Source organism: Leisingera sp. ABM4_101 (assembly GCF_056158725.1).
The window spans coordinates 539,123-563,527 of record NZ_JBSWTV010000002.1; the positions used below are offsets into that span (position 1 = coordinate 539,123).

Annotated in this window: 23 protein-coding genes and 1 pseudogene; 12 read left to right on the forward strand and 12 right to left on the reverse strand. The window is 61.3% G+C overall.

Features of this window, described 5'->3' with window-relative positions; translation table 11 throughout:
* Positions 1 to 40: 40 nt before the first annotated feature.
* A complete protein-coding gene (locus ACXAEK_RS03645; protein WP_475039978.1) occupies positions 41 to 631 on the forward strand; it encodes a glutathione S-transferase family protein in 591 nt (196 codons plus the stop codon).
* Here ACXAEK_RS03645 and ACXAEK_RS03650 read toward each other — a convergent pair.
* On the reverse strand, positions 604 to 1,803 hold the full coding sequence (locus tag ACXAEK_RS03650; RefSeq protein ID WP_475039979.1) for a TIGR03862 family flavoprotein: 1,200 nt from the start codon (positions 1,801 to 1,803) through the stop codon (positions 604 to 606). The two genes, ACXAEK_RS03645 and ACXAEK_RS03650, sit on opposite strands and share 28 nt — an antisense overlap.
* Before the next feature lie 68 nt (positions 1,804 to 1,871).
* Between ACXAEK_RS03650 and ACXAEK_RS03655 the strand changes: the two genes are divergently transcribed.
* Positions 1,872 to 2,165, forward strand: coding sequence for an HNH endonuclease family protein (locus ACXAEK_RS03655; protein WP_475039980.1), 294 nt, complete (start codon positions 1,872 to 1,874; stop codon positions 2,163 to 2,165).
* On the opposite strand, the gene ACXAEK_RS03660 is transcribed toward ACXAEK_RS03655, so the two are convergent.
* The 3 genes from ACXAEK_RS03660 to ACXAEK_RS03670 are packed head-to-tail and all read right to left on the reverse strand — an operon-like array spanning position 2,162 to position 4,202.
* Complete coding sequence (locus ACXAEK_RS03660) at positions 2,162 to 2,848, reverse strand: VOC family protein (RefSeq protein ID WP_475039981.1); 687 nt, start codon at positions 2,846 to 2,848, stop codon at positions 2,162 to 2,164. The two genes, ACXAEK_RS03655 and ACXAEK_RS03660, sit on opposite strands and share 4 nt — an antisense overlap.
* Complete coding sequence (locus ACXAEK_RS03665) at positions 2,845 to 3,456, reverse strand: enoyl-CoA hydratase/isomerase family protein (protein WP_475039982.1); 612 nt, start codon at positions 3,454 to 3,456, stop codon at positions 2,845 to 2,847. The genes ACXAEK_RS03660 and ACXAEK_RS03665 overlap by 4 nt, the downstream gene beginning before the upstream one ends.
* On the reverse strand, positions 3,453 to 4,202 hold the full coding sequence (locus tag ACXAEK_RS03670) for an SDR family oxidoreductase (RefSeq protein ID WP_475039983.1): 750 nt from the start codon (positions 4,200 to 4,202) through the stop codon (positions 3,453 to 3,455). Before ACXAEK_RS03670 ends, ACXAEK_RS03665 begins: the two co-directional genes overlap by 4 nt.
* A 135-nt stretch (positions 4,203 to 4,337) precedes the next feature.
* Between ACXAEK_RS03670 and ACXAEK_RS03675 the strand changes: the two genes are divergently transcribed.
* The 5 genes and pseudogenes from ACXAEK_RS03675 (at position 4,338) to lpxK (ending at position 10,416) form a co-directional block, all read left to right on the forward strand.
* Entirely contained in the window at positions 4,338 to 5,861 is a 1,524-nt protein-coding gene (locus tag ACXAEK_RS03675; RefSeq protein ID WP_475039984.1) for a DUF2125 domain-containing protein, read from the forward strand.
* 122 nt (positions 5,862 to 5,983) lie between these two features.
* Positions 5,984 to 7,331: pseudogene (locus ACXAEK_RS03680) on the forward strand (TldD/PmbA family protein).
* A complete protein-coding gene (locus tag ACXAEK_RS03685) occupies positions 7,318 to 8,121 on the forward strand; it encodes an inositol monophosphatase family protein (protein ID WP_475039985.1) in 804 nt (267 codons plus the stop codon). The pseudogene ACXAEK_RS03680 and the gene ACXAEK_RS03685 overlap by 14 nt, the downstream one beginning before the upstream one ends.
* A 113-nt stretch (positions 8,122 to 8,234) precedes the next feature.
* Complete coding sequence (locus tag ACXAEK_RS03690; RefSeq protein WP_475039986.1) at positions 8,235 to 9,428, forward strand: 3-deoxy-D-manno-octulosonic acid transferase; 1,194 nt, start codon at positions 8,235 to 8,237, stop codon at positions 9,426 to 9,428.
* On the forward strand, positions 9,415 to 10,416 hold the full coding sequence (gene lpxK, locus ACXAEK_RS03695; RefSeq protein WP_475039987.1) for a tetraacyldisaccharide 4'-kinase: 1,002 nt from the start codon (positions 9,415 to 9,417) through the stop codon (positions 10,414 to 10,416). The genes ACXAEK_RS03690 and lpxK overlap by 14 nt, the downstream gene beginning before the upstream one ends.
* Positions 10,417 to 10,489: 73 nt before the next feature.
* On the opposite strand, the gene ACXAEK_RS03700 is transcribed toward lpxK, so the two are convergent.
* On the reverse strand, positions 10,490 to 11,161 hold the full coding sequence (locus ACXAEK_RS03700) for a DsbA family protein (RefSeq protein ID WP_475039988.1): 672 nt from the start codon (positions 11,159 to 11,161) through the stop codon (positions 10,490 to 10,492).
* Entirely contained in the window at positions 11,158 to 11,685 is a 528-nt protein-coding gene (locus ACXAEK_RS03705; RefSeq protein ID WP_039130804.1) for a DUF721 domain-containing protein, read from the reverse strand. Before ACXAEK_RS03705 ends, ACXAEK_RS03700 begins: the two co-directional genes overlap by 4 nt.
* 84 nt (positions 11,686 to 11,769) lie before the next feature.
* Here ACXAEK_RS03705 and mutY point away from each other — a divergent pair, with 84 nt between their 5' ends.
* Complete coding sequence (gene mutY, locus ACXAEK_RS03710; protein ID WP_475039989.1) at positions 11,770 to 12,834, forward strand: A/G-specific adenine glycosylase; 1,065 nt, start codon at positions 11,770 to 11,772, stop codon at positions 12,832 to 12,834.
* 84 nt (positions 12,835 to 12,918) lie between these two features.
* A complete protein-coding gene (locus tag ACXAEK_RS03715; RefSeq protein WP_475039990.1) occupies positions 12,919 to 14,052 on the forward strand; it encodes an alkane 1-monooxygenase in 1,134 nt (377 codons plus the stop codon).
* A 3-nt stretch (positions 14,053 to 14,055) separates the two neighbouring features.
* Here ACXAEK_RS03715 and ACXAEK_RS03720 read toward each other — a convergent pair whose 3' ends face one another.
* The 4 genes from ACXAEK_RS03720 to ACXAEK_RS03735 all read right to left on the reverse strand — a co-directional run bounded on the left by ACXAEK_RS03720 (position 14,056) and on the right by ACXAEK_RS03735 (position 18,118).
* Positions 14,056 to 15,444 (reverse strand): adenylate/guanylate cyclase domain-containing protein, encoded by a 1,389-nt coding sequence (locus ACXAEK_RS03720; protein ID WP_475039991.1) that lies wholly within the window; start codon positions 15,442 to 15,444, stop codon positions 14,056 to 14,058.
* A 194-nt stretch (positions 15,445 to 15,638) separates the two neighbouring features.
* Positions 15,639 to 16,742: a DNA methyltransferase gene (locus ACXAEK_RS03725; RefSeq protein ID WP_475039992.1), complete on the reverse strand. Its 1,104-nt coding sequence runs from the start codon at positions 16,740 to 16,742 to the stop codon at positions 15,639 to 15,641.
* 107 nt (positions 16,743 to 16,849) lie between these two features.
* On the reverse strand, positions 16,850 to 17,467 hold the full coding sequence (locus tag ACXAEK_RS03730) for a ribonuclease HII (RefSeq protein WP_475039993.1): 618 nt from the start codon (positions 17,465 to 17,467) through the stop codon (positions 16,850 to 16,852).
* Positions 17,468 to 17,566: 99 nt separating this feature from the next.
* Positions 17,567 to 18,118, reverse strand: coding sequence for a hypothetical protein (locus ACXAEK_RS03735; protein WP_475039994.1), 552 nt, complete (start codon positions 18,116 to 18,118; stop codon positions 17,567 to 17,569).
* A gap of 131 nt (positions 18,119 to 18,249) precedes the next feature.
* On the opposite strand from ACXAEK_RS03735, the gene ACXAEK_RS03740 reads away from it, so the two are divergent.
* The 3 genes from ACXAEK_RS03740 (at position 18,250) to ACXAEK_RS03750 (ending at position 20,936) form a co-directional block, all read left to right on the forward strand.
* A complete protein-coding gene (locus ACXAEK_RS03740; protein WP_475039995.1) occupies positions 18,250 to 18,543 on the forward strand; it encodes a hypothetical protein in 294 nt (97 codons plus the stop codon).
* Complete coding sequence (locus tag ACXAEK_RS03745; protein WP_475039996.1) at positions 18,515 to 19,216, forward strand: winged helix-turn-helix domain-containing protein; 702 nt, start codon at positions 18,515 to 18,517, stop codon at positions 19,214 to 19,216. The genes ACXAEK_RS03740 and ACXAEK_RS03745 overlap by 29 nt, the downstream gene beginning before the upstream one ends.
* Positions 19,217 to 19,361: 145 nt before the next feature.
* Positions 19,362 to 20,936, forward strand: coding sequence for a DUF427 domain-containing protein (locus tag ACXAEK_RS03750; RefSeq protein ID WP_475039997.1), 1,575 nt, complete (start codon positions 19,362 to 19,364; stop codon positions 20,934 to 20,936).
* Between the two features lie 232 nt (positions 20,937 to 21,168).
* Here ACXAEK_RS03750 and ACXAEK_RS03755 read toward each other — a convergent pair whose 3' ends face one another.
* Complete coding sequence (locus ACXAEK_RS03755) at positions 21,169 to 22,203, reverse strand: ACP S-malonyltransferase (protein WP_475039998.1); 1,035 nt, start codon at positions 22,201 to 22,203, stop codon at positions 21,169 to 21,171.
* Positions 22,200 to 24,389: a dehydrogenase E1 component subunit alpha/beta gene (locus ACXAEK_RS03760; protein ID WP_475039999.1), complete on the reverse strand. Its 2,190-nt coding sequence runs from the start codon at positions 24,387 to 24,389 to the stop codon at positions 22,200 to 22,202. The genes ACXAEK_RS03755 and ACXAEK_RS03760 overlap by 4 nt, the downstream gene beginning before the upstream one ends.
* Between the last annotated feature and the right edge of the window lie 16 nt (positions 24,390 to 24,405).

The following is a 24,405-nucleotide window of genomic DNA, read 5'->3' on the forward strand; positions in this document are numbered from 1 at the left end:
TGAGCAGTTCATCTTAGCTGCACACAACAGGAGAGAGACGATGTATACGGTCACCGGCATCCCGCTCACCCGCACTTTCCGGGTGCTCTGGGCGCTTGAAGAGCTTGGCGCGCCTTACGAACTCAATCAGCACGGCCCCCGCAGCCCGGAAGTTCAGGCGCTGAATGTCTCTGGTAAGGTACCGGTGCTGCAGGTGGAGGGTGAGGTCATCACCGATTCGACCGCCATACTCACTTATCTGGCTGATAAGCATGGTGCACTGACCGCCCCGGCCGGCACCGTGGCCCGCGCTAAGCAGGACGCGATGACTCACCTGCTACTAGACGAGGTCGACGCCGTTCTCTGGGCCGCAGCCCGCCACAGCTTCATCCTGCCCGAGGATCAGCGGGTGCCTGAGGTGAAAGCCAGCCTGAAATGGGAATTCGCCCACAACTTGACCCGGCTGGAAACCAAGATAGCAGGCCCCTTCCTTATGGGAGAGAACTTTACCATTGCCGACATCATCTGCACCCATTGCCTGAATTGGGCACGCAGCGCCAAGTTCCCGGTAGAAAGCGAAAAACTGCAAGACTACGGCAAGCGGATGCGGGAACGCCCAGCATTTCAGCGGGTAGCCGAACTCGCTAAGTAATCCGCTGCCGCACGCCCGGCCCAGCGCCCTGTTGCCAGACAGGCAGTCAGCAGATAGCCGCCCGTCGGAGCTTCCCAATCCAGCATCTCTCCGCTGCAGAACGTTCCCGGCATCTGTTTAAGCATCAGGCCTCCGTCCAGCGCTTCGCGGCACACTCCGCCGGCCGTCGAAATCGCCTCATCCATCGGACGCAGGCCAGCGTGCTTCACCGGCAGCGCCTTGATCAGCTGTGCCAGGGCCGTTGGATCCTGAGGCAGCGGACGCCCGAACTCCTGCAAAAGCGCTGCAGCTGCCGGAGCCAGCTTCAAGGTCTTGCGCAGATGGTTTGAAAAACTTGCCTTGCCACGCGGACGAGACAGGCGGCGGGCGGCCTCCGCCTCTTCGAGGTCTGGCAACAGATCCATGTGCAGCGCCGCACCGTCCCGAACCGCAGCGCAAATGGAATAGATGCCGCCGCCCTCCAAGCCTCGTTCCGAAATCACCGCCTCGCCGCGCGACACCAGATCGCCAGACCGCAGCGCAATACCTTTCAGGGGCTGGCCAAAGTACGGCACCATATATTCGGACCATTCTGCTATCAGGCCGGCATTAGCGGGTTTGAACGGCGAGACGTCCACCGCTCTTTCCTGCAACAACGGCCTCCACGCGCCATCCGATCCCAGCCGCGCCCAGCTCGAACCACCCAGCGCCAGGACAACGGCCGCTGCCTCAATACGCTTCGGTCCGCCCAGCGTTTCAAACTCAAGAGTTGCGCCGTCCCAACCCGCCCAGCGCCAATGAGTCCGGATATGCACACCGTACCCGTCCAAACGCCGCAGCCAGGCACGCAAAAGCGGCGATGCTTTCATCACCTTCGGGAACACGCGGCCGGTTGAGCCGGTGAATAACTCGCTACCAAGCCCCCTCGCCCAGCTCTTCACAGCCTGGGCATCAAAGACCCGAATTATCGGCGCCAGCCAGTCAGCAGCGTCACCGTAGCGGGTGATCAGTTGATCGAACGGTTCGTCCTTGGTCAGATTCAGGCCTGACTTGCCCGCCATCAGAAACTTGCGCGCAGCTGACGGTTTGGCCTCAGCCACCAGCACCCGGTGCCCGGCCCGGCCCAGCTCTTCCGCAGCCATGAGCCCGGCTGGCCCGGCTCCAACCACCACTGCGTCCCACGCCTCTGTCATGCCACCCCCTTGCCAGCCCGTGGTGAGGGCGTATCTAGTATCCGCACGAAACCAGTTGAGGCCAGTGCATGTCTGATCCGGTCTGCCCGCTGTGCGGCCGCCCCATTCCAGAGGGTGTTCCGCAAAGCCTGCACCATCTGATCCCAAAATTGAAAGGAGGCAAGGGCGGACCAACCGTTCTGCTGCATGACATCTGCCACCGCGAAATCCATGCCACGCTGACAGAAGCGGAACTGGCCCGCGACTTCAACTCCCTGCAGGCACTGCAATCCCATCCGCGGCTGGCGAAATTCATCGCCTGGGTCCGCAAACGCCCGCCGGAGTTTCGCTCCCGTGTCCCAGGCAAGCGCCGCAAACGCTAACTAATTTCAAGCCCCATAAACGCCGGGCTGTCGCGCAGCTGCGCCCCAGGGATGTGCTGGAACTCCAGCGTTGTATACGGCCGCCGCCAAAGCCATTCACGGTTCGCCACTGACCGCAGGTCCGGATCTGGCGGCGTCTCTTCGGTGAAGGCCAGGAAATGCAGATCAAACCCGAACTCCGCTACCTCCTGCACCGACAAGAGCTTCATGTCGGCACGCAGGGCAAGTTCGGCAGCGATGTCCCCGGTGCGCAAAGTGATCTGCCCGACATGCGCACCGCCGCCTAGCGGCAGTGCAGGATCGCCAGCACCACCGGGCCGGTTGCCCAAAAAATCATGCTGCAAAAGCTCTATCGAAAATCCCTCAAGATCGTGCAGATGTGCCATATAGCCGATATCGCGGAACTGGTGCGGTGCCGAAACCGCCACCCCCTTTTGACGCAACTGCTCGCAAGCAAGGTCCAGATCGGGCAGGCAGATACCGGTTTTCCAATAGCGCTCATCGCGAGTATGCGGCGCCCGGGTTCCACCGGGCAGCAGGATCAAGTCTGCATCGCCGCCGGCATAACCGGCGCGCCAGGCATCACCATCAATCCGGGCCTCCATGCCGAACACATCCGTATAGAAACCAGCCAGTCGCTCCGGATCTTCAACCTGAAGCTGAAGTCCTGACAGCCGCTTCACCGGCACATCCTCAGGATGCCCGCAGCGATCTCCGGCTTAGCCTCCAGCGAATGGGTCAGCAAGTCCTCCGCCGTTTCCAGCAAGGCCTCAGGCTCTACGATCCGGTCCACGAGGCCATAGCCGTATGCCTCCTGCGCGGTGATCCTCTGCCCGGCCGCCAGAATCATCTTGGTGCGGGCGGGCCCGATCAGCGCCGCCATACGGCCTGCGTCCGAAGGCTGCGGCAAATAGCCGAGCTTCATCACCGGGTAAAAGAACTTGGCCGACGGCACCGCAATACGAATGTCACAGGCTAAAACCATACCGTTGGCGCCACCCGCCAATGTGCCGTTCAGCGCGGCCACCTTGAGGCAAGGCACAGCAGCCATTGCCGCCGACAGCCGTTCCCACACCGGCGAGGTCGCCAAGCCTGCCCGCGCCTCGTCCAGATCAGCGCCGGCGCTGAACACTTTGCCGGTGCCGGTCAGGATCAGCCCGCGGGCCTCCTGCGCGCGTTCGGCAATGTCCGCCAGTTCAGTCAGCATCGCCTCAGTCAGTGAATTCGCCTTGTCTGGCCGATTGATAGTAACGGTCCACTGACCGTTTTCCGCGACCTCCAGCCCGATCATAGCAGGCCCACCCGTTTCCGGATGCTATCCTCGCGCAGTGAAACTTCCTGGCCGATGCAGCCGTCTGCGTCCGGCGTACACATCCACATCAGCGTCCGGGCCGGCCACTCTGCTGGAATGTGATCTTCCCAGTCCAGCTTACTCACCGGATTGATGCCGCTGGCCTTGATCTCACGCTGCATCCGGGTCGCAACCGTTCCTGGCGACAGGCCCATAGCGCGGATGCCATTTGCGCGTTCCTCCAGATCAAGCGCCGAAGTCAGCATCGCCGCACCGGCCTTAGAAGCACAATAGGCGCTCCACCCCTCAAGCGGCCGGTGCGCGGCGCCGGAGCTTACGGTGATAATGGTGCCACCGCCCACCGGCTTCATCAGCGGCAATGCGGCCCGGATGCCATTGAAAACGCCTTTCAGGTTGATGTCGATCAGCTTGCCCCACTCATCTGATGACGCATTTTCCAGCCGGGATATGGGCTCGATCACACCTGCATTGTTGATCAGGACATCAAGGCTGCCAAATTCCTGATACGCCGTGCCCAATGCGGCCTCCACGGAAGCAAAATCTGCCACATCGCAGGCGAAGGTCAGCACGTTTCCGCCGATCTCCTCCGCGAGGGCCTGCATTGCGTCCGCGCTCCTTGCCAGCAAGGCCAGATTGGCCCCGGCGGCAGAAAATACACGGGCTGCATCCGCGCCAATTCCGCGGCTGGCTCCGGTGATTGCAATTGTTTTTCCGTTGAAATCCATCCGCCGTCCCTCCAAGTGACTGATAACCCATGTGGTAAAGCGGTTAGGGGGAACGGTCCAGCCCATGGCCCCCTTGACGGCGCTGCCCGCCGGGCCGACGATGATTTCAATTATCTCTCAGAGGAAGGTTCTCTTATGTCCGTTAATTTTGCGCGCGGCGGAGCCGCAGCAGCAATTTTGGTTGTTTCCGCCCAGGGAGCGCTGGCTGATCTCAGCGCTCAGGATGTCTGGGCCGACTGGAAAGCCTATCTGACCAGCACTGGCTATAGTGTTTCCGGCTCCGAGGCCGTGTCCGGCAATACGTTGACCGTCTCCGATGTTGCTATGGTAATGCCTATCCCGGAAGAAGACGGTTCCGGCACAATCAGCTTCCCGCAGATCCAATTCGTGGAAAACGGTGACGGCACTGTAAACGTGCTTCTACCGGCGGAATTTCCCATGGGGTTTGAGTTTTCCGGTGAAGGAGAAACCTTCTCCGGCAAGCTGATTTATGCCCATGACGGCAGCCCGATGAAAGTGGCCGGCGACGCGGAAAGCATGAGCTACGACTACAACTCCTCCAAAGTTACCATGACCTTGGACGAGTTGACCGCAGACGGCGAAGCGGTTCCAGCGGAGGTGGCGAAAGTACGGATCGTTTTGAACGACGTTGCCACAAGAACTGACATGAAAATCGCCGGAGCGCGCAGCTACGACCAAACGCTGACAGCTGAAAGCCTTAGCTACGACATGGGTTTCAACGACCCGGAAAGCAATGGCACCGGTTCTTTCAAAGGGGCTTTGCAAGGGCTTAACTTCACTGGCACCAGCACCGTTCCTGCTGATTTGGAAGGCCCGGATATGGCGGCGCTGCTGGACGCAGGATTTGCTTTTGACGGCACATTCACCTTTACCGGCGGCAATGGTGCAATCTCCGGGGTGGACGGCAGCGAAAGCTTCGCAATGGAAAGCAATTCCCAAGGCGGCGCAATCACCGTTGCAATGGACAAGCAGCATCTGACCTACGACGTTTCACAGGTTGGCACCAACGTGAATATCTCCGGTTCGGAAATTCCGTTCCCGCTGGCACTCAGCATGGCGGAGACTGGTTTCAAGCTGATGATGCCGCTTGCCAAGTCCGACGCGGAGCAGGATTTCGCCCTGGGTATCACCCTGCGCGATTTTGCAGTTCCGGAGATGCTGTGGGGCATGGTCGACCCGACCGGCCAGCTGCCGCATGACCCGGCAACAGTCATTCTGGACCTGGCTGGCAAGGGCAAGGTTTTGTTTGACCTGTTTGACCCGGAAGCCATGGAAGCCGTGGAAATGGGTGATGAGCAGCCAGGTGAGCTGAACGCCCTGACCGTGAAACAACTGCAAGTGTCCGCGGCGGGCGCCGAGTTGACCGGCACCGGCGATTTTACCTTTAACAATGAAGACTTGGTCAGCTTTGACGGCATGCCTGCACCCTCAGGCGAAGCCAACCTCAAGCTGGTAGGTGCCAACGCACTGATCGACAAGCTGATCGGTATGGGCCTGATGTCTGACAGCGATGCCATGGGCGCGCGGATGATGATGGGAATGCTGGCTGTGCCGGGCGAGGGCGAGGACACTTTGACCTCGAAGATTGAAATCTCTGAAGGCGGTCAGATCCACGCCAACGGACAACGCATTAAGTAAGCATAAAAATCCTGAAGGGGTCAGCAAAGGGGCTGCCAAACGCAGCCCCTTTTTTGCGGCCTGCACTTGCGGCACGGCGCTTCACTGGATAGCTCTTTTAGAGAGCAGAACAGTAGGTGCCCATGACCCAGTCTCCCGAAGCGCTTTGCCACGCCCTAATCGATGCCGCCTGCAAGGCTGGCGCGGATGCCGCTGACGCAATGGCAGCGGAGGGCAGCTCTCTCAGCATCGAAGTCCGCGAAGGCAAGCTGGAGCATGCAGAACGCTCAGAAGGCACCGATCTGGGTCTGCGGGTGTTTATCGGCAAACGCCAGGCCCTGGTGTCTTCGTCGGACATGCGTCCGGAAACGATAGCCGCAATGGCAGAACGTGCAGTCGCCATGGCCAAGGAAGCGCCAGAAGACCCCTACGCGGGCCTCGCCGATTCGTCTCCAGCTGGCCGAAGATTGGGACCTTGCCGCACTTGAGCTGGAAGACCCAAGCGGAGAGCCGGAACCGGCTTCCCTCCAGGCAGACGCGCTGGCCGCCGAGGCAGCCTGCCAGGCGGTCGAGGGCATCACTCAAGTACAGTCAGCCGCCGCCGGATACGGCCGCCACGTGGTGCATCTGGCAGCCACCAACGGTTTTTCTGGCGGCTATCAGCGTACTGGCCGATCGCTCTCTTGCACCGGGATCGCGGGCGCGGGCACTGGCATGGAACGGGATTACGACGGCGATTCCCGCACCTTCCAAGAAGATCTGCGCAGTGCCGGGGAAATTGGCCTTACCGCAGGCGAGCGGGCCGTTGCCCGTCTGGGTGCACGCAAACCCAAGACCGGCAGCTTCCCGGTCCTGTTCGACGAACGCATTTCTTCATCCCTGATCGGGCATCTGATGTCGGCCGCGAATGGCGCGGCAATTGCCCGCGGCTCCTCCTGGCTGAAAGATTCGCTCGGCCGACAGGTGCTCCCCAACTCTCTGTCCGTTGTCGAAGATCCGCACCGGCCGCGGATTTCAGGCTCCCGCCCCTTTGACGGCGAAGGCCTGCCAACCCGCCAGCGCACGGTGGTGGACAAGGGGATGCTGACCGGCTGGACGCTGGACCTCGCCTCTGCCCGCAAGCTGGGGCTGGAAAGCACCGGCAACGCCGCCCGCGGCATCGGCGGAGTGCCCTCTCCTTCCACGTGGAACATCGCGCTGACGCAGGGCGAAGCCAGCCGCGAGGACCTGATTGCGCAGATGGGCACCGGGCTGCTCGTCACCTCTATGATCGGCTCCACCATCAACCCGAACACAGGTGACTATTCCCGCGGTGCATCTGGGTTCTGGGTTGAAAACGGCGCGATTGCTTACCCGGTCAATGAATGCACCATTGCAGGCAACCTGCATGACATGCTGCGCCGGATCGTGCCTGCAAATGACGCGCGCCGGCACTTGTCTACAGTGGTCCCGTCACTCTTGATTGAAGGGATGACCCTTGCCGGCAACTGACCTTTCCCTGCTTGTGAAAGCGGCGGAACGAGCCGGGGATATCGCCTGCCGTTACACAGGCCCTGAAGCCAAGAGCTGGGACAAGCCGGGCGGTGCAGGCCCGGTGACAGAGGCCGACTTGGCCGTGAATGCAATGCTTGAAGACATGCTGCAGAAGGCGCGGCCCAAGTACGGCTGGCTGTCTGAAGAGACTGAGGACAGCGGCGTGCGATTGTCGCGCGACCGGGTGTTCATTGTCGATCCGATCGACGGAACCCGCAGCTTTGCAGAAGGCTCCCGCACCTGGGCGCATTCCTTTGCGGTTGCGGAACACGGCGAGGTGACGGCGGCGGTGATCTACCTGCCGCAGCGCGGGCTGATGTTCACTGCTGCCAAGGGCTGGGGCGCGGCGTGCAACGGCAAACCCATCCAGGTTTCCGCAAACGCAGAGCTGGCCAGCTCCGAAGTCCTTGCCGCCAAACCGAACCTGCAAGCCCACCATTGGATTGGCGGAGCTCCACCGGAGTTCATCCGCAGCTATAGGCCGTCGCTGGCTTACCGCTTGTCCAAAGTGGCGGATGGCCGCTTTGGGGCCATGCTGACGCTGCGGCCCAGCTGGGAATGGGATATCGCGGCTGGCGAGCTGCTGGTGCGGGAGGCCGGCGGCACGATCACGAACCGGGACGGCGAACCGCTGCGTTTCAATAATCCAAACCCGCGCTTAAACGGCGTGATTGCTGCCAGCAGGCCCTTGCACCAGGCTCTGCTGGGATCGTTAAACCCGAACGGCCCAGGCATTGCTGGACATTGAACCGGTTTACCCTTATCCGGCCATCGCAGGCCCGCCACGGTCAGACGCAAGTTTTTCACAGACAAACCGGTATGTTGCAGATACTTTGGGCCGGAAAAAACAGATCGAACCAAATGCAACGGCGAACAAACGCACCCAGCCGCCAATCCGTGCTGCAGCCCCGCCCAAGAGGCGAGCTGCTGTGGGTGCATGCCACAACGCCGGAACGCTACCTGGCTCTTTGCGACCTCGGCCGCAGGCTTAAGTCCTTGCGCCCTGATCTTTCGGTTCTGGCAAGCTGGGAGCCTGGTTTACGGATGACCGGAACAGTCGGTTGCGACATTCCTGTCGGGCCGCTTGCAGAGGATACGATGGCGGAGTCCCGCGATTTCCTCGATCACTGGCAACCTGACGCCTGCATCTGGACCGGAACTCCGGCACGGCGGGTCATGCTGCGGCAATTACGCGAGCGGGGAACCGGAGTTCTGCTGGCAGATTTGCTGGAAGATGAAATGCCCAACCGTGCCAGCCGCTGGCTGCCGGATCAACGGCGGCGCCTTCTGGAAGGGCTGACCTGCATCCTGACACCGTCAAAGGCCGTTCAGGCCCGGCTGATCCGGGTCGGTTTTCCAATTGAACGAGTAGAGCTGGCCAGCAAACTGCGGGTGTCCGCTCTTCCGCCCGGCTGCAATGATGATGAACTTGCGGCCATGCAGCAAACGCTGGGCAGCCGCCCTGTCTGGCTGGCTGCCCATACCAAACTAAGCGAGCTGCCCCGCGTATTGGACGCGCACAAATCTGCCCTGCGGTTGCTGCACCGGCTTCTGCTGGTCGTCGCCCTGGACGATTATTCCAACTTAGACGCCGCCCGCAGCCTGCTGCAAAACAGCGGCTTGTCTTTTGCGGATTGGGAAGACGGCGCTGAACCGGAAGACCTGACGCAGGTTCTGCTAACCGGCGGCGAGGATCTGGGCCTATGGTACCGCCTCGCCCCCGCGGCCTTGATCGGCAGCAGCCTGGACCCGGCAGCGCAGGGCCAGTCACCGCTGGATGCCGCCGCATTGGGATCTGCGCTGCTGCATGGTCCGGGCGTCCATGCGCACCGTGATCTCTATGAAAGACTTGCAGCCGCTGGCGCGGCCCAAGCGGTATTAACGCAATCTGAACTTGCAGATGCGGTTGTCGCCCTGTCAGCGCCCGACAAGGCTGCCGAAATGGCCTTGGCCGGCTGGCAGAGTGTAACTGAAAGTGCGGCAACTACTGACACACTTCTGGAAAAGGTCCAGGTTCTGCTGGACCAGCGAGAGGCTTCGCATGCGGCCCCCTGATTTTTGGCACAAGCCACCGAACGCCTTTGACCTGCGGGCCGCCTTGCTGGCGCCGCTCGGCTGGGTCTATGCCCGCGCCACCGCTTCCAGGCTTGCAAAGGGCACTCCCGGCGCGCCGGGTGTCCCGGTGATTTGCGTCGGTAATTTGAACGCAGGCGGTACCGGCAAAACGCCCACAGTGATCTGGCTGCTGGAGACATTGCGCCACCTGGGACACGAGCCGCATGTTGTGACACGCGGCTACGGCGGCACGCTGAAGGGGCCGGTGCAGGTGTTTCCAGGTCGGCACGAGGCTGCGCAAACCGGGGATGAACCGCTGTTGCTGGCCGCCTTTGGCGAAGTATGGGTCGCCAAGGACCGGGCCGCAGGCGCCCAGGCGGCGGCCGCAGCAGGAGCCACAGTCATCATATTGGATGACGGTTTTCAGAATCCATCGGTGGCCAAGGATCTGTCGCTTGTTGTTGTGGATGCTCAGCAAGGGTTTGGCAATGGCCGCTGCCTGCCTGCGGGCCCATTGCGCGAGCCGGTATCTACTGGGCTGAAACGTGCCGACGCCATCCTGTCTCTGGGGACGGATACTGCCCAAAAGAAGTTTGCCGCCGCCTGGGGCAACCAGCTGCAGGGGCTGCCGCATTTCACCGGTGCGCTGGAGCCGCTGCAAACCGGGATGCCCTGGAACGGCACCCGGGTGCTGGCCTTTGCCGGCATCGGCCATCCGCAAAAGTTCTTTAACACTTTGCGCGGCCTTGGGGCTGATATCATTCGGGCTGAGGCACTGGACGACCATCAGCCGTTGACTACTGCACTTCTCAACCGGCTGGAAAATGAGGCCAAGCAACAAAACGCACAACTTGTCACCACGGAAAAGGATGCCGTGCGCCTGCCGGACAAATTCCGGCGAAAGGTAATCACCCTCCCGGTCAGGCTGAAGGTTGCCGGGGATAGTGCCCTAAGGACATTGCTGGAAAGTTCAGCACCCGCACCCTGACTGCTCACACCTCTGAGAAAAAAAAGCCCGGGTAAATGGCCCGGGCTTCGCAAATCTGCGAACAGGTTTTCACTCAGCTTTCCAGCTCTGCGTCGAGCAGCTTTCTGAATTCATCATAAGACTGGTTCGAAACCTTTTCGCCATTGAGAATGAAGGAAGGTGTCGACTCGATACCGTGCTCGGTCGCGTTCTCCTGGTACCAGGTCACCAGGGTCTGTGCCTTGGTTCCATCCTGCAAGCAGGCTTCCAGTTGCTCACTCTCCAGCCCTGCAAGGCGGCCGATCTTGCGCAGCTCGTCGATGATCTCCGACGCTCCCCCAGCGCGTGCCCATTCGGACTGCCCCTTATAGATCAAGTCAGAAATGCCAAAGAACTTCTCCGGTCCGTTGCAGCGTGCAATCATCGACGCCCACAGCCCGTAGCGGTCGAAGTAAACCTCGCGGTAGATGAACTTCACTTTGCCGGTGTCGATATAATCTTCTTTCAGCTGCTTGAAGACATTGTTGTGGAAATTGGCACAGTGCGGACAAGTGTAAGATGCGTATTCTATCAGCGTGACTGGCGCATCCTCGGCGCCAAGGGTCATCTCGGTGATAGTAGAGGTATCCACTTCAGTCTCCTGCGCGAAGGCTGCGCCGACCAGCGGGTTTTGCGGCAGATTGTTCTGGCCACTGAAACCTGACAGGACATAACCACCTGCAACCACCGCAACCGCGGCAAAGACACCAGACATGAGACGGGTCATTTGAACCCCTTTCCTTGCGTTTTTTGTTTTGTCAGCACATTGCGCCCCAGGCGTTCCAGGGCGGCGCGCAAATCGTCGTTTTCCACCCCTTCCGCCGCTTTGCTGGCCTCCGCAGCATCCTGCGGGTCTGGCTGAAGCGGCGCTTGCACTTTGGGGGCATATTTGAATTCCACGCGGCCATCGGAGAAACCCGTCGGCGCCGTTTGCGTGATCCGCACCTTGGAGATGGCATTGAAGCCATAGACCGCATTCACCCGCTCGCGCAGGCGTTCCTTTTGCATTTCGAGCATGGGCGCGTTGGCGCCGGTCGTGAGCACTGTCAAAGTAGCACCAAAGGAGCCGCGCCCGTAGCCTACGTTCACCGGGCGCGCCATCGCAGCGATATCCGGCCCGGCGATCTCTTCCCAATGGGTGAGCAGGCGCGATACCGCGAATCCCCGGCTTTCCCCCGCCTTGCGGATCTGCTCGCTAAGGAGCTTGGAGGTCCGGGAGAACCCGCGTGTGGTGCTGCGCCTGAATGCCATGATCTAGGTTTTGCTCGACTGCCTGCCCTATTGTAAAGAGCGGTAATGCAGGCGCCAGCCAAACCGCAAGCCAAGGAATAAACAATGCGTGACTTAAAGAGCAATTCCGCGGCGATGAGCGAAGAGTTGCTTGCGTGGTATGACATTCATGCCCGCGAGATGCCTTGGCGTGTAAGCCCGGCGGACCGCGCCACAGGCATCCGCCCGGATCCTTACAGGGTCTGGCTCAGCGAGGTGATGCTGCAGCAAACGACCGTGGCCGCCGTCCGCGAGTACTTTCTCCGCTTCACTAGCCGCTGGCCATCGGTTCTGGATCTGGCTGCTGCGGAAGACAAAGACGTGATGAGCGAATGGGCCGGCCTCGGCTATTACGCCCGCGCCCGCAACCTGCTGAAATGCGCCCGCGCGGTGGCGCAGGAGCACGGCGGCAGCTTCCCGGACAGCTATGAGCGCCTGCTCAAGCTGCCTGGTATCGGCCCCTACACCGCTGCGGCCATCGCCTCCATCGCCTTTGACCGGCCTGAAACTGTGCTGGATGGCAATGTGGAGCGAGTGATGGCCCGCGTTCACGACATTCACGACCCGCTCCCAGGCGTCAAACCGGTCCTGAAAGACCGCGCAGAAGAACTCACGCCAATGCAACGGCCCGGCGACTACGCTCAGGCAGTGATGGATCTGGGCGCCACCATCTGCACCCCCCGCAACCCGGCCTGCGGCATCTGCCCCTGGCGCGGCCCCTGTGCGGCGCGGGTTGCCGGAACCGCCGCCCAGCTGCCCAAAAAAACGCCAAAGAAACCGAAACCCACCCGGCAAGGAATTGTCTATCTGGCGGAATCCGCCGATGGAACCTGGCTTCTGGAACGCCGTCCGGACAAGGGGCTACTGGGGGGTATGCTGGGCTGGCCCGGTTCTGACTGGAGAGATATCCCCATCCCGAAACCGCCCTTTGAAGCGGATTGGCAGGAACTGGCTGGCGAGGTCCGGCATACCTTCACCCATTTTCACCTGATCCTGCGTGTCATGACTGCAGAATTGCCTGGCGGGTTCAATCAAAGTGCAGAGCAGGAATTGATTGAACGCCACGATTTCCGCCCTTCCAGCCTGCCAACTGTGATGCGCAAAGCCTTCGATCTATACAAAGGCCGCTAAGTTACCCTGCGCCCCTATTGGGTTTTCAGAAATCTGGGCATAGGGTTTGCGCAAACGCGCGCTGACTGATTTGGGAGACCCGGCATGATTGCCCCCGAAACTCTTTCCCGCTGGCAAAGCGCCCTGCCGTTCTGGATGTCTTTCCTGTTGCTGCCGCTGGTCTGGATCGCGGCGCTGCAAGGCGGCTGGGCACTGCTGCTGCCGCCGCTGGTCACCTGGCACCTGTTTGCGCTGCTGGACGGGATGTTCGGGCTCAACCTGGAAAACGCCGACCCGGAAACACCGGACAGCGACCTCAAGTGGTACAAGGCACTGACTGCGGCCTGGGTGCCGCTTCAGTTCCTCACACTTTTCGGGCTGATCTGGTATGTCAGCGACGCAGAACATCTAAGCGCGTTCGAGAAATTCGCAGCCTTCTTTGGCGTAGGCGTTGTGACCGGCGCGGTTGGCATCAACTACAGCCACGAGCTGATGCACCAATCCAGCCGGATGGAGCGCTGGCTGGGGGATATCCTGCTGGCGATGGTGCTATACTCGCACTTCCGGTCTGAGCACCTGCTGGTGCACCACCGCCATGTCGGCACGCCGCGCGATCCGGTCACTGCGCGCTACAACGAGGGTTTTCACCGTTTCTATCCGCGCGTGCTGCGGCAATGCTGGCACTCCGCCTTCCAGGCCGAGAAGGAGAAGCTAGCCAAGAAAAACCGCCCCTGGACCGACCGGTCCAACCCGTTCTTCCGCTACTGGGCGTTGCAGGCAGCCATGCTTCTGCTAGCTCTGATGCTGGGTGGGCTGACTGGTGCCCTCCTCTTCCTGGTTCAGGCCGGCACTGCAATCTGGCAGCTGGAAGTGGTCAACTACGTCGAGCACTACGGGCTGACCCGCAAACACCTGGGCGAGGGCAAATACGAGCCGGTCCAGCCGCGCCATTCCTGGAACGCGGCGCACAAGGCATCGAACTGGCTGCTGATCAACCTGCAGCGCCATTCGGACCACCATTACAAGCCGAACCGCCGTTTTCCGCTGCTGCAGAACTACACTGAAGCTGACGCCCCGCAGCTGCCTTACGGTTATCCGGTAATGACAATTGCCGCGATGATCCCGCCCCTGTGGCGGCGTGTGATGAACCCGCGGGTGCGCCGTTGGCGGCAGACTTATTATCCCGAAATCACCGACTGGCACGCCTATAACAAGGCGCAGAACCCGATGCCGCGTTAGAGGTCAGGCCCAAGCCAAAACCGTCATCGGCTGATCCAGCCCGCGCACTTCCTGATCTGGATGGCGGGCTGCGCCGGCCAGCAGGTCCAGGCTGGCCAGCTCAGCCTTGACCTGCGCGTCCACAGTTTCGCTGACAACAATACTAGCCTCCAGCCTGCGCGTCAGGTTCTCCAGCCGCGCGGCGATGTTCACTGTCAAACCCAGAACCGCATATTCCAGCCGGTTGGCACCGATATCGCCCAGCAGCGCCTCACCATAATGAATACCAATCCCTGCCCGGATCTCGGGCTTCCCCTGTTTGGCGCGGCCCCGGTTCCATCTCGCAAGCGAAGCCCGCATCGCGAGGGCGCAGGCCAGTGCATTGGTGGCGTCCTGCTTGCCAGCCACCGGCGTGCCAAAGGTCGCCATCAGCCCGTCTCCCAGATACTTGTCCAGCGTTCCGTGATGGCGGAACACCTCCCGTTCCATCCGGCCATGAAATTCGCGCAACAGGTCGATCACCGCGTGCGGGTCCATGCCTGCTGACAGCCGGGTAAAGCCGATGATGTCGATGAACAGAACCGCCACGTTCTCGCTGCGCACCTGCTTCAGCGGCTCATCGTTCTGTGACAGCTGTTCCACCACATTGGGCGAGAAGTAGCGCGACAGGTTCGCCCGCTCCCGTTCCAGGCTAGCATTGTTGCGCAAGAGCCCATTGAAACGGCGCACCGAAAAAGCCAACGTTACGGCCACCAGAACAAAGACAACCGCCTCTTGCACCCGTAGCTTGATCACGAAGCTGTTCGGGTCAAAGAATTGTGCCAGTTCCGGCTCAAACCCAAGGGCCGCACCAACAGCCTCCGTCAAGCCAGGAACTGGGCTGGAGAACCACCAGACCAGCCCCAGAGCGCTGAGCCACATCATCGCGGTCCAGGTCCCGATCGCGATAACTGTGCGCCAGGAATAGGCCATAGTGCCCGCTGCAAGAATGATGAAGAAATACTGGAAGTTGTCGAATCTGTAGTGCATCGCCGCAGGTATTTCGCGGGCATCAAACGGGTTGGGCACAACCAGCGCAAATGTCATGATCACCAGGTCAAGGAAGATCAGGAACAGCTCCAGCCGCGATTTGCCAACCTTTCCCGCCCGGCCGATAAACCAGCCATTCAGGCACAGAAGCGCAAGAAGTCCGTGGTAATACAGCACGCTCCAGACAGGGTTAAGAAAGACGATGAATACCGCGACGATCGGCAGCGCGATCCATCGCGCCCGCACAGCAAGCTGCAGCCCGCGCCGCTTGTGCGCATCCAGTGCAGCTTCCGCAAACCTGCCCTCCGCAGCAGAGAGCTCCTGGCGGCTTGCTTCTGCTGCACTGGCAGCTCCGGGTCCTGTTGCAAACGCCGTATCGGTCATTGGCTCTCCCTCTTCCCGCTGGCTGCGGCAGGCATCGCACTTCAAATAGTGATCTTGCGTCAATCAGGAAATAGCGCATCAGACCGCATCCTTGCAAAAAACCCCGCCTGAACCAGGCGGGGCAAGGTGTGCGCCTGCGCAAATTGCACAAGCACCTGCAATAGACTATTGGGTACTAAATAGCTCCAGGAGCGTCAGTTCTGCATTTCCGCCCGGATCTGCTGGCGCAGCACGTCGATCGGCACGGTCTTGCCATCGCGCTTGAAGCACCAGTAAGTCCAGCCGTTGCAGGACGGAGCATTTTCCAGATGTGCACCGACCTGATGGATCGAACCCTTGATGTTGTCGCCGATCAGGGTGCCGTCTGCCCGCACCTTCGCCTTGTGGCGGCGGTTCATCGAATAGAGCTCCTCTCCCGGGCGCAGCATGCCGCGCTCCACCAGCTGCCCAAAGGGCACCCGTGGCGCCGCGCGCTTGCTGGCGGAAACCTCCAGCGCTTCGCGGTCGAACTTGCGCACCGCCTTGATCCGCTTCTCCGCTACCTTGCGGTAGGCTTCCTCGCGTTCGATGCCGACGAACTCGCGGCCCAGCATCTTGGCCACCGCACCGGTGGTACCAGTGCCAAAGAACGGATCCAGCACCACGTCGCCCGGGTTGGTCGCGCCGACCAGGATCCGGTGCAGCAGCGATTCCGGCTTTTGCGTCGGATGCGCCTTGTCGCCGTTTTCGTCCTTCAGCCGCTCGTGGCCGGTGCAGATCGGCAGCACCCAGTCGCTGCGCATCTGGATGCCCTCGTTCAGTGCCTTCAGCGCTTCGTAGTTGAAAGTGTATTTGGCACCCTCGGATTTGGACGCCCAGATCATCGTCTCATGCGCATTGGTAAAGCGCTTGCCGCGGAAGTTTGGCATCGGGTTCGACTTGCGCCAGATCACGTCGTTCAGCACCCAATAGCCTTCGTCCTGCAGCACGGCGCCGACGCGGAAGATATTGTGGTACGAGCCGATCACCCAGATCGAGCCGTTCGGCTTCAGCACCCGGCGCGCTGCCTTCAGCCACTCGCGAGTGAACTGGTCATAGGCCTGGAAGCTGGAGAACTGGTCCCAGTGATCATCCACGGCATCGACTTTGGAGTTGTCAGGACGGTGCAGCTGGCCTTTCAGCTGCAGGTTATACGGCGGATCCGCAAAGATCAGATCAACCGAATTGGCCGGCAGACTGTTCATCGCTTCGACGCAGTCCCCGCCAATAATCGTGTTTAAAGGGAGCGCTGCCGCGCCCTTTGTCATGGTTTTATTCATTGCTCTGCCTCATAACCGCGGCGCATTTTTGCGCTCATTAGGTTGTCCACAGGATAAGTCATCGCGGATTCGAGGTCAATTTGTTTATTATAACAACGCCCTACGGTTCACTCTTGATACAAGATATTGTGTACCGGCTTAAACGAGCGCCGATGATGTGGGGTCACACCAAGATTAGCTAGCGCTTCACGGTGCTGTTTCGATGGATAGCCTGCGTTTTTCTCCCAGCCGTATCCCGGAAACTGTTGCGCCAAATCCACCATGATCCGGTCGCGTGCCAGTTTTGCGACAATTGAAGCGGCGGCAATCGAGAGTGACTTGGCGTCCCCCTTGACCACGGCTTCAGAAGACAGGCTTAGCCCTTTAGGGATCATGTTGCCGTCAATCAGCAGATAGTCTGGCGCCGGGTTCAATGCCGCAACCGCGCGCTCCATCGCCAGATGCGAGGCCCGCAGAATGTTCAGAGAATCAATCTCTTCCACCGTCGCATGGGCAATGGCCACATCAGCAGTCGCAAGAATTTCCGCCTCCACGGCCTCCCGTTTCTTCGGGCTCAGTTTCTTGGAGTCGTTGAGCCCTGCAGGAATGGCAGAGACGTCCAGCACCACCGCTGCGGCAGTCACCGGACCGGCCAGCGGGCCGCGGCCCACCTCGTCCACTCCGGCAATTCTCAGGTACCCTTTGAATCGGGCGGCGTCTTCCAGATTATAGTCAGGCTGTGTCATGCCCCTGACAAACCCAATCCCGGTCCCGGATGCAAGCCGCACAAAAAGGGGGAGCCGAAGCCCCCCAGGTTTGCTGCTGCTCGAAACTGAAAGTCTATCTTACCGGCCAACCATCCTGTAGCCGTGCCGTTTGAGGCAGTGTGGCTTGAAACCGGTGCGGTGGCGCTGGCCGTTCCAGAAGGTCACCTTGCAGGCCTTCGGCAACTTGTGTGTCTGACCGTAGTTACGATCCAGGCAACCTTTTCCGGCCAGCGGGTAGCTGGAGCTGTAGCGCGGGAAGTAACGCACGCAGTGGGCCGGCAGGTCATAGCGGCGCACTCGCGGCGGCAGCGGTTTTACATAACCGCCGTGGCGGTTGTGAGAATGATGCCCGGAACCATGCCGATGGTCATGCGGCGGGTTATAAGTCCGGGAAACATGGCGGTCGTCATCTTTTCTGGCGTCATTGATGGCAGCCCCCAGAATCCCCAGCAGCGCCATCCCGGCAATGAACTTTGCGACATCCTCATCGGCGCGGGCGGGAGCTGCAGAGAAGCCGGTGATGGCAATCGAAACTGCCACGATCAGCGCGATGAACTTGCGGTGCGGTTTGGAAGCTTGTGTCTGGGCCATGTCGGGACCTTTCTTCTTGATTGGCAGATGCGCAGCCATTGCGCTTGGATGAGCCCAACCTGCTCCCGCCCCCTTCCGACAGGCAATATCGGCCGCATGTTATCGGATATCAGCCACCTCAACCCCCTGCGGTTATTGAATTTCACCCGGCTTCCACGCAGGATGCCCCTATGAAACAGCACCTCCTGATACCCGCCCTTGCGGCTGCCCTTCTGGCGCTTTCATCGCCGGCCCAGGCGGCTGACTGCTATGCCGACTACAAGGCCAAGCAGGACAATCCGCTGCGCCTGCATTACGGCGTCATCCAGCTTTCCGGCGCCTGCAAGAAGAAAGCGGCCCGCCAGGAAATTCAGGCCCGCATTGCACCCGGCGGTTGGAAACTCTTGAATGTCCTGTCGGTCTTTGGCCCTGAAGGCCTGCAGCAGAGGAAGGCAAATGCCGGATCCTACTATCTCCGTTTCTGAGGCCCGCGCTTCCGGCAGCAAGGTGATTGCGCTTGGCATCGCCGCCATAGTAGCGCTCTTGGTGATTGCAGGCACCGTGCTGCTGCTGACCCTGCCCGATGCCAATGCCTTCAACGCCCGGGTCGAGACCCTGTTCATCGAGAACGACCTGACCACGCAAGGAGAGATCAAGCTCCTGGAGATCCTCGCCCAGTCGGGAACCGCCTTTGCCGACACGCTGACCAGCTACAGGATGGTGATCTTTGTGCTGCTGGTCTTTGCCACTGCAATGATGGTGGCGGCGCTGACGGTGCTGGGCATGCTGGTGATGCTGAACCGGCGCATGGCGCAGATCGAACGGGCCGGCATCCAGGTGACCGAACTGCTGATCAGCCGCGACGAGAACACCGTCTACCTCAACAATATGGGGTTCAAGCTGACACCAGCCGCAATGGAGACCCTCTCCGTCCTGGCCGAAGCCCGTTTGGACGACGACGTGCTGTCAGGGGCTGAAATCGAGGCGGTGATTTCCGGCCGTGCCTCCGCCGATTGCGAGGAGGCCGCCGGCGCCACCCGCATCAAGCGTCTGCGCGACACATTGGGTAACCAGATGGTCAGCGAGCTGCTGGTCAAGAATATTGCCAAACGCGGCTATGTGCTGTCGATCAGCAAGGACGTGATCCGCATGGTCTGACCCGGGGCGCACTTGCTCCGCTTTGCTCAACATCCTGTGTTCCCCTCTGGAATTCCGGCACCAGAACCCCAAATAGCCCAGAACCGGCCCAAGCCGGCCGGTCCTGGTTTTGGCATGTTTCGGCATAAGGACAAGGACCACTGGGATGGACACACAGGTGCATGCACCGCGACAAGGCTACGGCATCATTGTCGAGCCGCTGCAGGGCCAGATCACGGCCCGGCGCAATGGCACCATCCTGGCGCAAAGCAGCCGCGCCAAGGTTATGTATGAAACCCGGCTGCCGCCCGCGATCTACTTCCCAGCCGAAGATGTGACGGCGCCGCTCTCACCCCATACTGATCTGCAAACCTTCTGCCCGTTCAAGGGCACCGCCAGCTACCGCGATATCCTGCTGCCCGATGGCGGTGTGCAAAACGGTGTCTGGGCCTATGAAGAAGCCATGCCAGAAGCGTCGGCCATTGCCGGCCATGTCGGCTTTATGCCCGGCGCTGGTGCGGAATTCGACCTGGGCAGCAACACGGTGGAGATGCCGGACTACGGCAATATATCCGGCCCGGTGATAGACTGGCTTCTGCGTGATGCCGCACTGGTGCAAACACCAGAGGAGCTGACCTCCGCCCTGGCGGAGAAATTCGTCGAACAGGGCATCTATCTCTCCCGCCTCTCGGTCATGGCCTGGTCCCTGCATCCGCTGATCGCGGGCAAGAATTTCATCTGGCAGAAGAAGACGGGCGAGGTCACCACCTATGCCCCCTCTTACGAGATCCACGACCACCCCGCATATCAGAACAGTCCGCTACGGCATGTCTCCAACGGTCTGGGCGGCGTGCGGCACCGGCTGGACCGCTGCTGCACGGATGATGCCTTCCCGATCCTCGAAGACCTGCGCAATGAAGGCGCCACCGACTATGTTGCCATGCCCCTGCGGTTCTCGGACGGGCGCATCAATGTGCTGACGCTTACCAGCAACCACACAAACGGCTTCTCCACTGCCAACCTGGGGCTGATTTTCGAATGCTCCGACGTGATCGCCCGCTACTATGAAATCTTCATGCAGCGCGAAAACGCTCAGTCTCTCCTGGAGACATATGTCGGCAAGCGAACCGGCGCCCGGGTGCTCGGCGGCGAGATCCGCCGCGGCGACGGCGACGAGATCGACGCCGCCATCATGTTCTGCGACCTGCGCGGCTCGACCCGGCTGGAAGAGCAGCTGGGCCGCCAGGACTATATTGCGCTTCTGAACCAGTTCTTCGAGACCGCCTCGACCCTCGTGCATGATCACGGTGGCGAAGTGCTGAAGTTCATCGGCGACGCTGTGCTGGCGGTATTCCCGGCCGGCAGCAACCCGGCGCATGCCCGGCAGCAGGCCCTGAACAGCGCCCGCGCCATCGTCACCCGTCTGGAGGAGATCGCCAATCAGCCGGACGGCCACCGTTGCGAAGCTGCCATCGGCATCGCTTACGGGCGCGTCACCTACGGCAACGTCGGCTCGCGCGAGCGGCTGGACTTCACGGTGATCGGCCAGGCCGCCAATATCGCCGCCCGGCTCGGCGACTACGGCAAGACCGTCAGCCACGCGGTTGTTGTCAGCCACGACATTCTAAGCAATCCCTCCCAGGGCATCCCCCTCGGAGCGGTCAGCCTGCACAATGTGTCTCAGCCGGTCACCTGCTTTGCCATCCCGGCTGCCGAGAAACCGCAAGCCGCCGCCGAATAGCCCCTGCCGTTCAGCCCTGGGTCAAGGCGGCGCAGCCGTCGCGCGGTTCACCCTTGGGGCGTGGATGAAGCCTCCCTAGTCGAAAACGGTCTTCGGGAGCAAAGCCGCCTCTGAAGGCCGTCTCGGCAAAAGCCTTCCGCCCTGCCCGCAGGGCAGGGCCACGCCCAAGGCTGCTTTGCCCGCATCTTGGATGCAGGCAACAGGCGCGAGAGCCCCTCCCCTTGCGGCAGGTTCAACCCGTCACCAAAGCGCGCTGCACCGCATCCCCCATCGACACCAGCAGCGGCGCGTCTGCCTGCCGTGATTTGAAGACATCCTTGGATACCATCCCCTGCCAGCCGCAGTGCACCAGCGATTGCGCCACCGCGCCGCCCAGCGTGGTGCCGGGGCCGGTGACGATGAACAGATCCGGTGCAAACTCGCAGGCGGCATTCTGCACCGCGCGGGTGAAGTCATAAGGCTCCAACACCTGATGCCCCAGCGTGTAGTCCCAGAGCGTTCCGTTATCTGTTGCCCCCGGCCACCAGATCTGGCCACGCCCGTCGATCAGCGGAACCTGCGGCTGGGTGAACATCTCCGCCCTCAGCCGCTTGCGCCCCTCAGCCGCCACCGGCGCCTGCAGGCTGGTGTGAAACGCCGCATGATTGGCCAGCCGCATCGGGAAACGCTCATCCGCCACCGGCACCGCCGCCTCGAACGCCCGCAGCCCGGCCTCGTTCCCGGCCAGGACCAGCATGCCCCCCAGATCAATCGACAGTGCCAGAACATGCTCTTCGCGCGCATCGATCTCTGCCGCCAGCACCAGCAGCTCCGCCTTGCGCCTGGGATCGTTCTGCCAGTCCGCCCCGGCAAATGGATAGACCAGCTGGCCGCCGATCAGCTGCTCCTGCATCAGGGTGCCCATGGTGTTCACAACGTTGAACCCGCCATCTGCGCTCAGCGCCCCGGCCGCCGCCAGTGCAATGTACCAGCCCATCGAGTTGCCGGTGACCGCAACCACCTCGATTTCCTCCGCCAGGGACTGTGCATCCGCGAGAGCCGAGGCATAGATCAAGGGCGAGGCAATATCCCCGCGGGAATACTTCGACACCGAAAACCGCGCTGCGCCGTCCAGCGCAGTAATCTCCTCCTGCCCGGAAGCTTTGCGTTGCGCGTCAAAACCGGCAAACAGCGCCGCCTTGTCCGCGTGATGGCGATGCAGATACCCCAGCTCGGCCTTGTTGTAACTGCCCCGGCCTGGGCAGATCAGAACAGCAGTACGGGTCATGATGCACCTCCTGCAAGCGTCAAGGCCGCTTCAACGATACTGTCCTTCGAGGGCAGCGTTGCGCCATAAGCAGGTCCGGTTGCAATGAAACAGTCACTGGCTGCAATTCGCGCAGTGGGAAGGTCAGACTGCTCTGCAAACAGCGCCATCAGCGCCTCCGACTGGCTGCCGGTGATGCGGCATTCGTCGACGATCAGCACATGCTTGCAGCTCTTGACCGCCTTCAGCAGCGCAGCCTCCGGCATGGGCGCCAGCCAGCGCAGATCCACGATCCGCGCATTCACGCCTTTCGCCGCCAGCTCCGCCTGCGCCTGGGCCGAAAGATAGCGCCCGTTGCCATAGGTCACGATGGCCAGATCGGTGCCCTCCCCATCCACGCCAACTTCTCCCAAGCCAATGCGCCGGTCTGGCGACGGATAGCTGCGCATCCAGCCGCCATCTTTCGCCTCTTGCAGATCCCGCATCGGGTAGAGCGCGATGGGTTCGACAAAGACCACCACCCGCTGCTCCTCGCGCGCTAGCCGCACCGCCTCGCGCATCATCATCGCAGCCTCAGCCCCGTCCGAGGGGCAAGCAATCACCAGCCCCGGAATATCGCGCAGCACCGCCAGCGAGTTGTCGTTGTGGAAATGGCCGCCAAATCCCTTTTGATACCCCAGCCCGGCAATCCGCAGTACCATCGGATTGGAAAACTGCCCGTTGGAGAAGAACGAAAGCGTCGCCGCTTCGCCGCGCAGCTGATCCTCGGCGTTGTGAAGATAGGCGAGGAACTGGATTTCCGGGATGGGCAGGAAGCCGTTGTGCCCCATGCCGATCGCCAGCCCCAGGATCGACTGCTCATCCAGCAGCGTATCTATCACCCGGTCCGGCCCGAACCGCTGCTGCAGCTTCTGAGTGACACCATAGACCCCGCCCTTGCGGCCCACATCCTCGCCCATCATGACGATTTCGCCGTGTTCCAGCATCAGGTCTGTCAGCGCCCAATTAATCAGGCGCGACATCGGCTGCGGCTCCTCTATCGCCCGCATGTCGCTGCCGAACGTCTCTGCGCGCGCCTCGGCACTGGGGCCGTTGTTGGGCGCACAATCCCGCTTGGGCGGAATCAAACTAGCCGCCACATCGGCAGCCGTCTTCAAATGCGGCCGCGTCACCGCTTCCGCCCGGATTCGCTCAACCCGCGCACAGGTGTCCGTGTAGATCTTCAGCGCGTCCTCGGGACGCAGCGCGCCTGCCTGATCCAGCAGCCGCACCGAATGCAGCAGCGGATCATTGGCCTCATCCGCTTCCACCTCGGCCTTGGCCATATAGGTGGTCGGCATATCTGCCCCGGCATGACCGTACAGGCGCACCGTGCGCAGGTGCAGGAATGCCGGCTTCTTGCGCGTCCGCACATACTCCGCCGCCTCCTGCGCCACCGCATAGGCGTTATAAATATCCAGCCCGTCCGCCTTAAAATATTTGATGCCGGGCCGCCCCGACATCGAGGCCTCGATCCACCCTTTCGGCGTCTTGGTCGAAATCCCGATACCGTTGTCTTCGCAGACAAACAGCAAGGGCAGCGGCGTCGACTGAACCGAGGTCCAGCCCGCCGTGTTGACCGCCCCCTGCGCCGTCGAGTGGTTAGCCGACGCATCGCCGAAGGAGCATATGACAATCGCATCCTCCGGCAGCAGCTGATGCTCCGGCTTGTGCCGCTTGGCTGCACCGATGGAATAGGCAGCGCCCACCGCCTTGGGCAGATGCGAGGCAATGGTCGAGGTCTGCGGCGGGATCATCAGCGCCTTAGACCCCAGCACCTTGTGCCTTCCACCGGACGTCGGGTCCTCGCTGGAGCAGGCAAAGGACAGCAGCATATCCCAGGCAATCCGCTGCCCCGGCACCTGATCTGCCCGGGCGATCTGAAACGCTGCATCGCGGTAATGGAGAAAGGCCATGTCTGTTGGCTGCAAGGCTTGCGCGACCGCTGCCATCCCTTCGTGCCCGGAGGAGCCGATGGTATAAAACCCCTCTCCCGCCTTCTGCATGGACCGGCTGGTCAAATCCAACGCCCGGCTCAAAACTTGCGAGCGATAGACTGAAACAGCTTCAACAGCAGACAATGGCCCGGCAGGAACGGCGCCTGCCGGGAAATCTCCAGCCTGAACGCGGTTCAGGAAATTTTGGTGCACAATCTCGGCGCGGTCCATGCAGCCTCCTCAAAAT

Bases quoted from the DNA above. Each gene is read 5' to 3' on its own strand.
- ACXAEK_RS03645 (WP_475039978.1), top strand. From the start codon at position 41: ATGTATACGGTCACCGGCATCCCGCTCACCCGCACTTTCCGGGTGCTC.
- ACXAEK_RS03650 (WP_475039979.1), bottom strand. From the start codon at position 1,803: ATGACAGAGGCGTGGGACGCAGTGGTGGTTGGAGCCGGGCCAGCCGGG.
- ACXAEK_RS03655 (WP_475039980.1), top strand. From the start codon at position 1,872: ATGTCTGATCCGGTCTGCCCGCTGTGCGGCCGCCCCATTCCAGAGGGT.
- ACXAEK_RS03665 (WP_475039982.1), bottom strand. From the start codon at position 3,456: ATGATCGGGCTGGAGGTCGCGGAAAACGGTCAGTGGACCGTTACTATC.
- ACXAEK_RS03670 (WP_475039983.1), bottom strand. From the start codon at position 4,202: ATGGATTTCAACGGAAAAACAATTGCAATCACCGGAGCCAGCCGCGGA.
- ACXAEK_RS03675 (WP_475039984.1), top strand. From the start codon at position 4,338: ATGTCCGTTAATTTTGCGCGCGGCGGAGCCGCAGCAGCAATTTTGGTT.
- ACXAEK_RS03690 (WP_475039986.1), top strand. From the start codon at position 8,235: ATGCAACGGCGAACAAACGCACCCAGCCGCCAATCCGTGCTGCAGCCC.
- lpxK (WP_475039987.1), top strand. From the start codon at position 9,415: ATGCGGCCCCCTGATTTTTGGCACAAGCCACCGAACGCCTTTGACCTG.
- ACXAEK_RS03700 (WP_475039988.1), bottom strand. From the start codon at position 11,161: ATGACCCGTCTCATGTCTGGTGTCTTTGCCGCGGTTGCGGTGGTTGCA.
- ACXAEK_RS03705 (WP_039130804.1), bottom strand. From the start codon at position 11,685: ATGGCATTCAGGCGCAGCACCACACGCGGGTTCTCCCGGACCTCCAAG.
- mutY (WP_475039989.1), top strand. From the start codon at position 11,770: ATGCGTGACTTAAAGAGCAATTCCGCGGCGATGAGCGAAGAGTTGCTT.
- ACXAEK_RS03715 (WP_475039990.1), top strand. From the start codon at position 12,919: ATGATTGCCCCCGAAACTCTTTCCCGCTGGCAAAGCGCCCTGCCGTTC.
- ACXAEK_RS03720 (WP_475039991.1), bottom strand. From the start codon at position 15,444: ATGACCGATACGGCGTTTGCAACAGGACCCGGAGCTGCCAGTGCAGCA.
- ACXAEK_RS03725 (WP_475039992.1), bottom strand. From the start codon at position 16,742: ATGAATAAAACCATGACAAAGGGCGCGGCAGCGCTCCCTTTAAACACG.
- ACXAEK_RS03730 (WP_475039993.1), bottom strand. From the start codon at position 17,467: ATGACACAGCCTGACTATAATCTGGAAGACGCCGCCCGATTCAAAGGG.
- ACXAEK_RS03735 (WP_475039994.1), bottom strand. From the start codon at position 18,118: ATGGCTGCGCATCTGCCAATCAAGAAGAAAGGTCCCGACATGGCCCAG.
- ACXAEK_RS03740 (WP_475039995.1), top strand. From the start codon at position 18,250: ATGAAACAGCACCTCCTGATACCCGCCCTTGCGGCTGCCCTTCTGGCG.
- ACXAEK_RS03745 (WP_475039996.1), top strand. From the start codon at position 18,515: ATGCCGGATCCTACTATCTCCGTTTCTGAGGCCCGCGCTTCCGGCAGC.
- ACXAEK_RS03750 (WP_475039997.1), top strand. From the start codon at position 19,362: ATGGACACACAGGTGCATGCACCGCGACAAGGCTACGGCATCATTGTC.
- ACXAEK_RS03755 (WP_475039998.1), bottom strand. From the start codon at position 22,203: ATGACCCGTACTGCTGTTCTGATCTGCCCAGGCCGGGGCAGTTACAAC.
- ACXAEK_RS03760 (WP_475039999.1), bottom strand. From the start codon at position 24,389: ATGGACCGCGCCGAGATTGTGCACCAAAATTTCCTGAACCGCGTTCAG.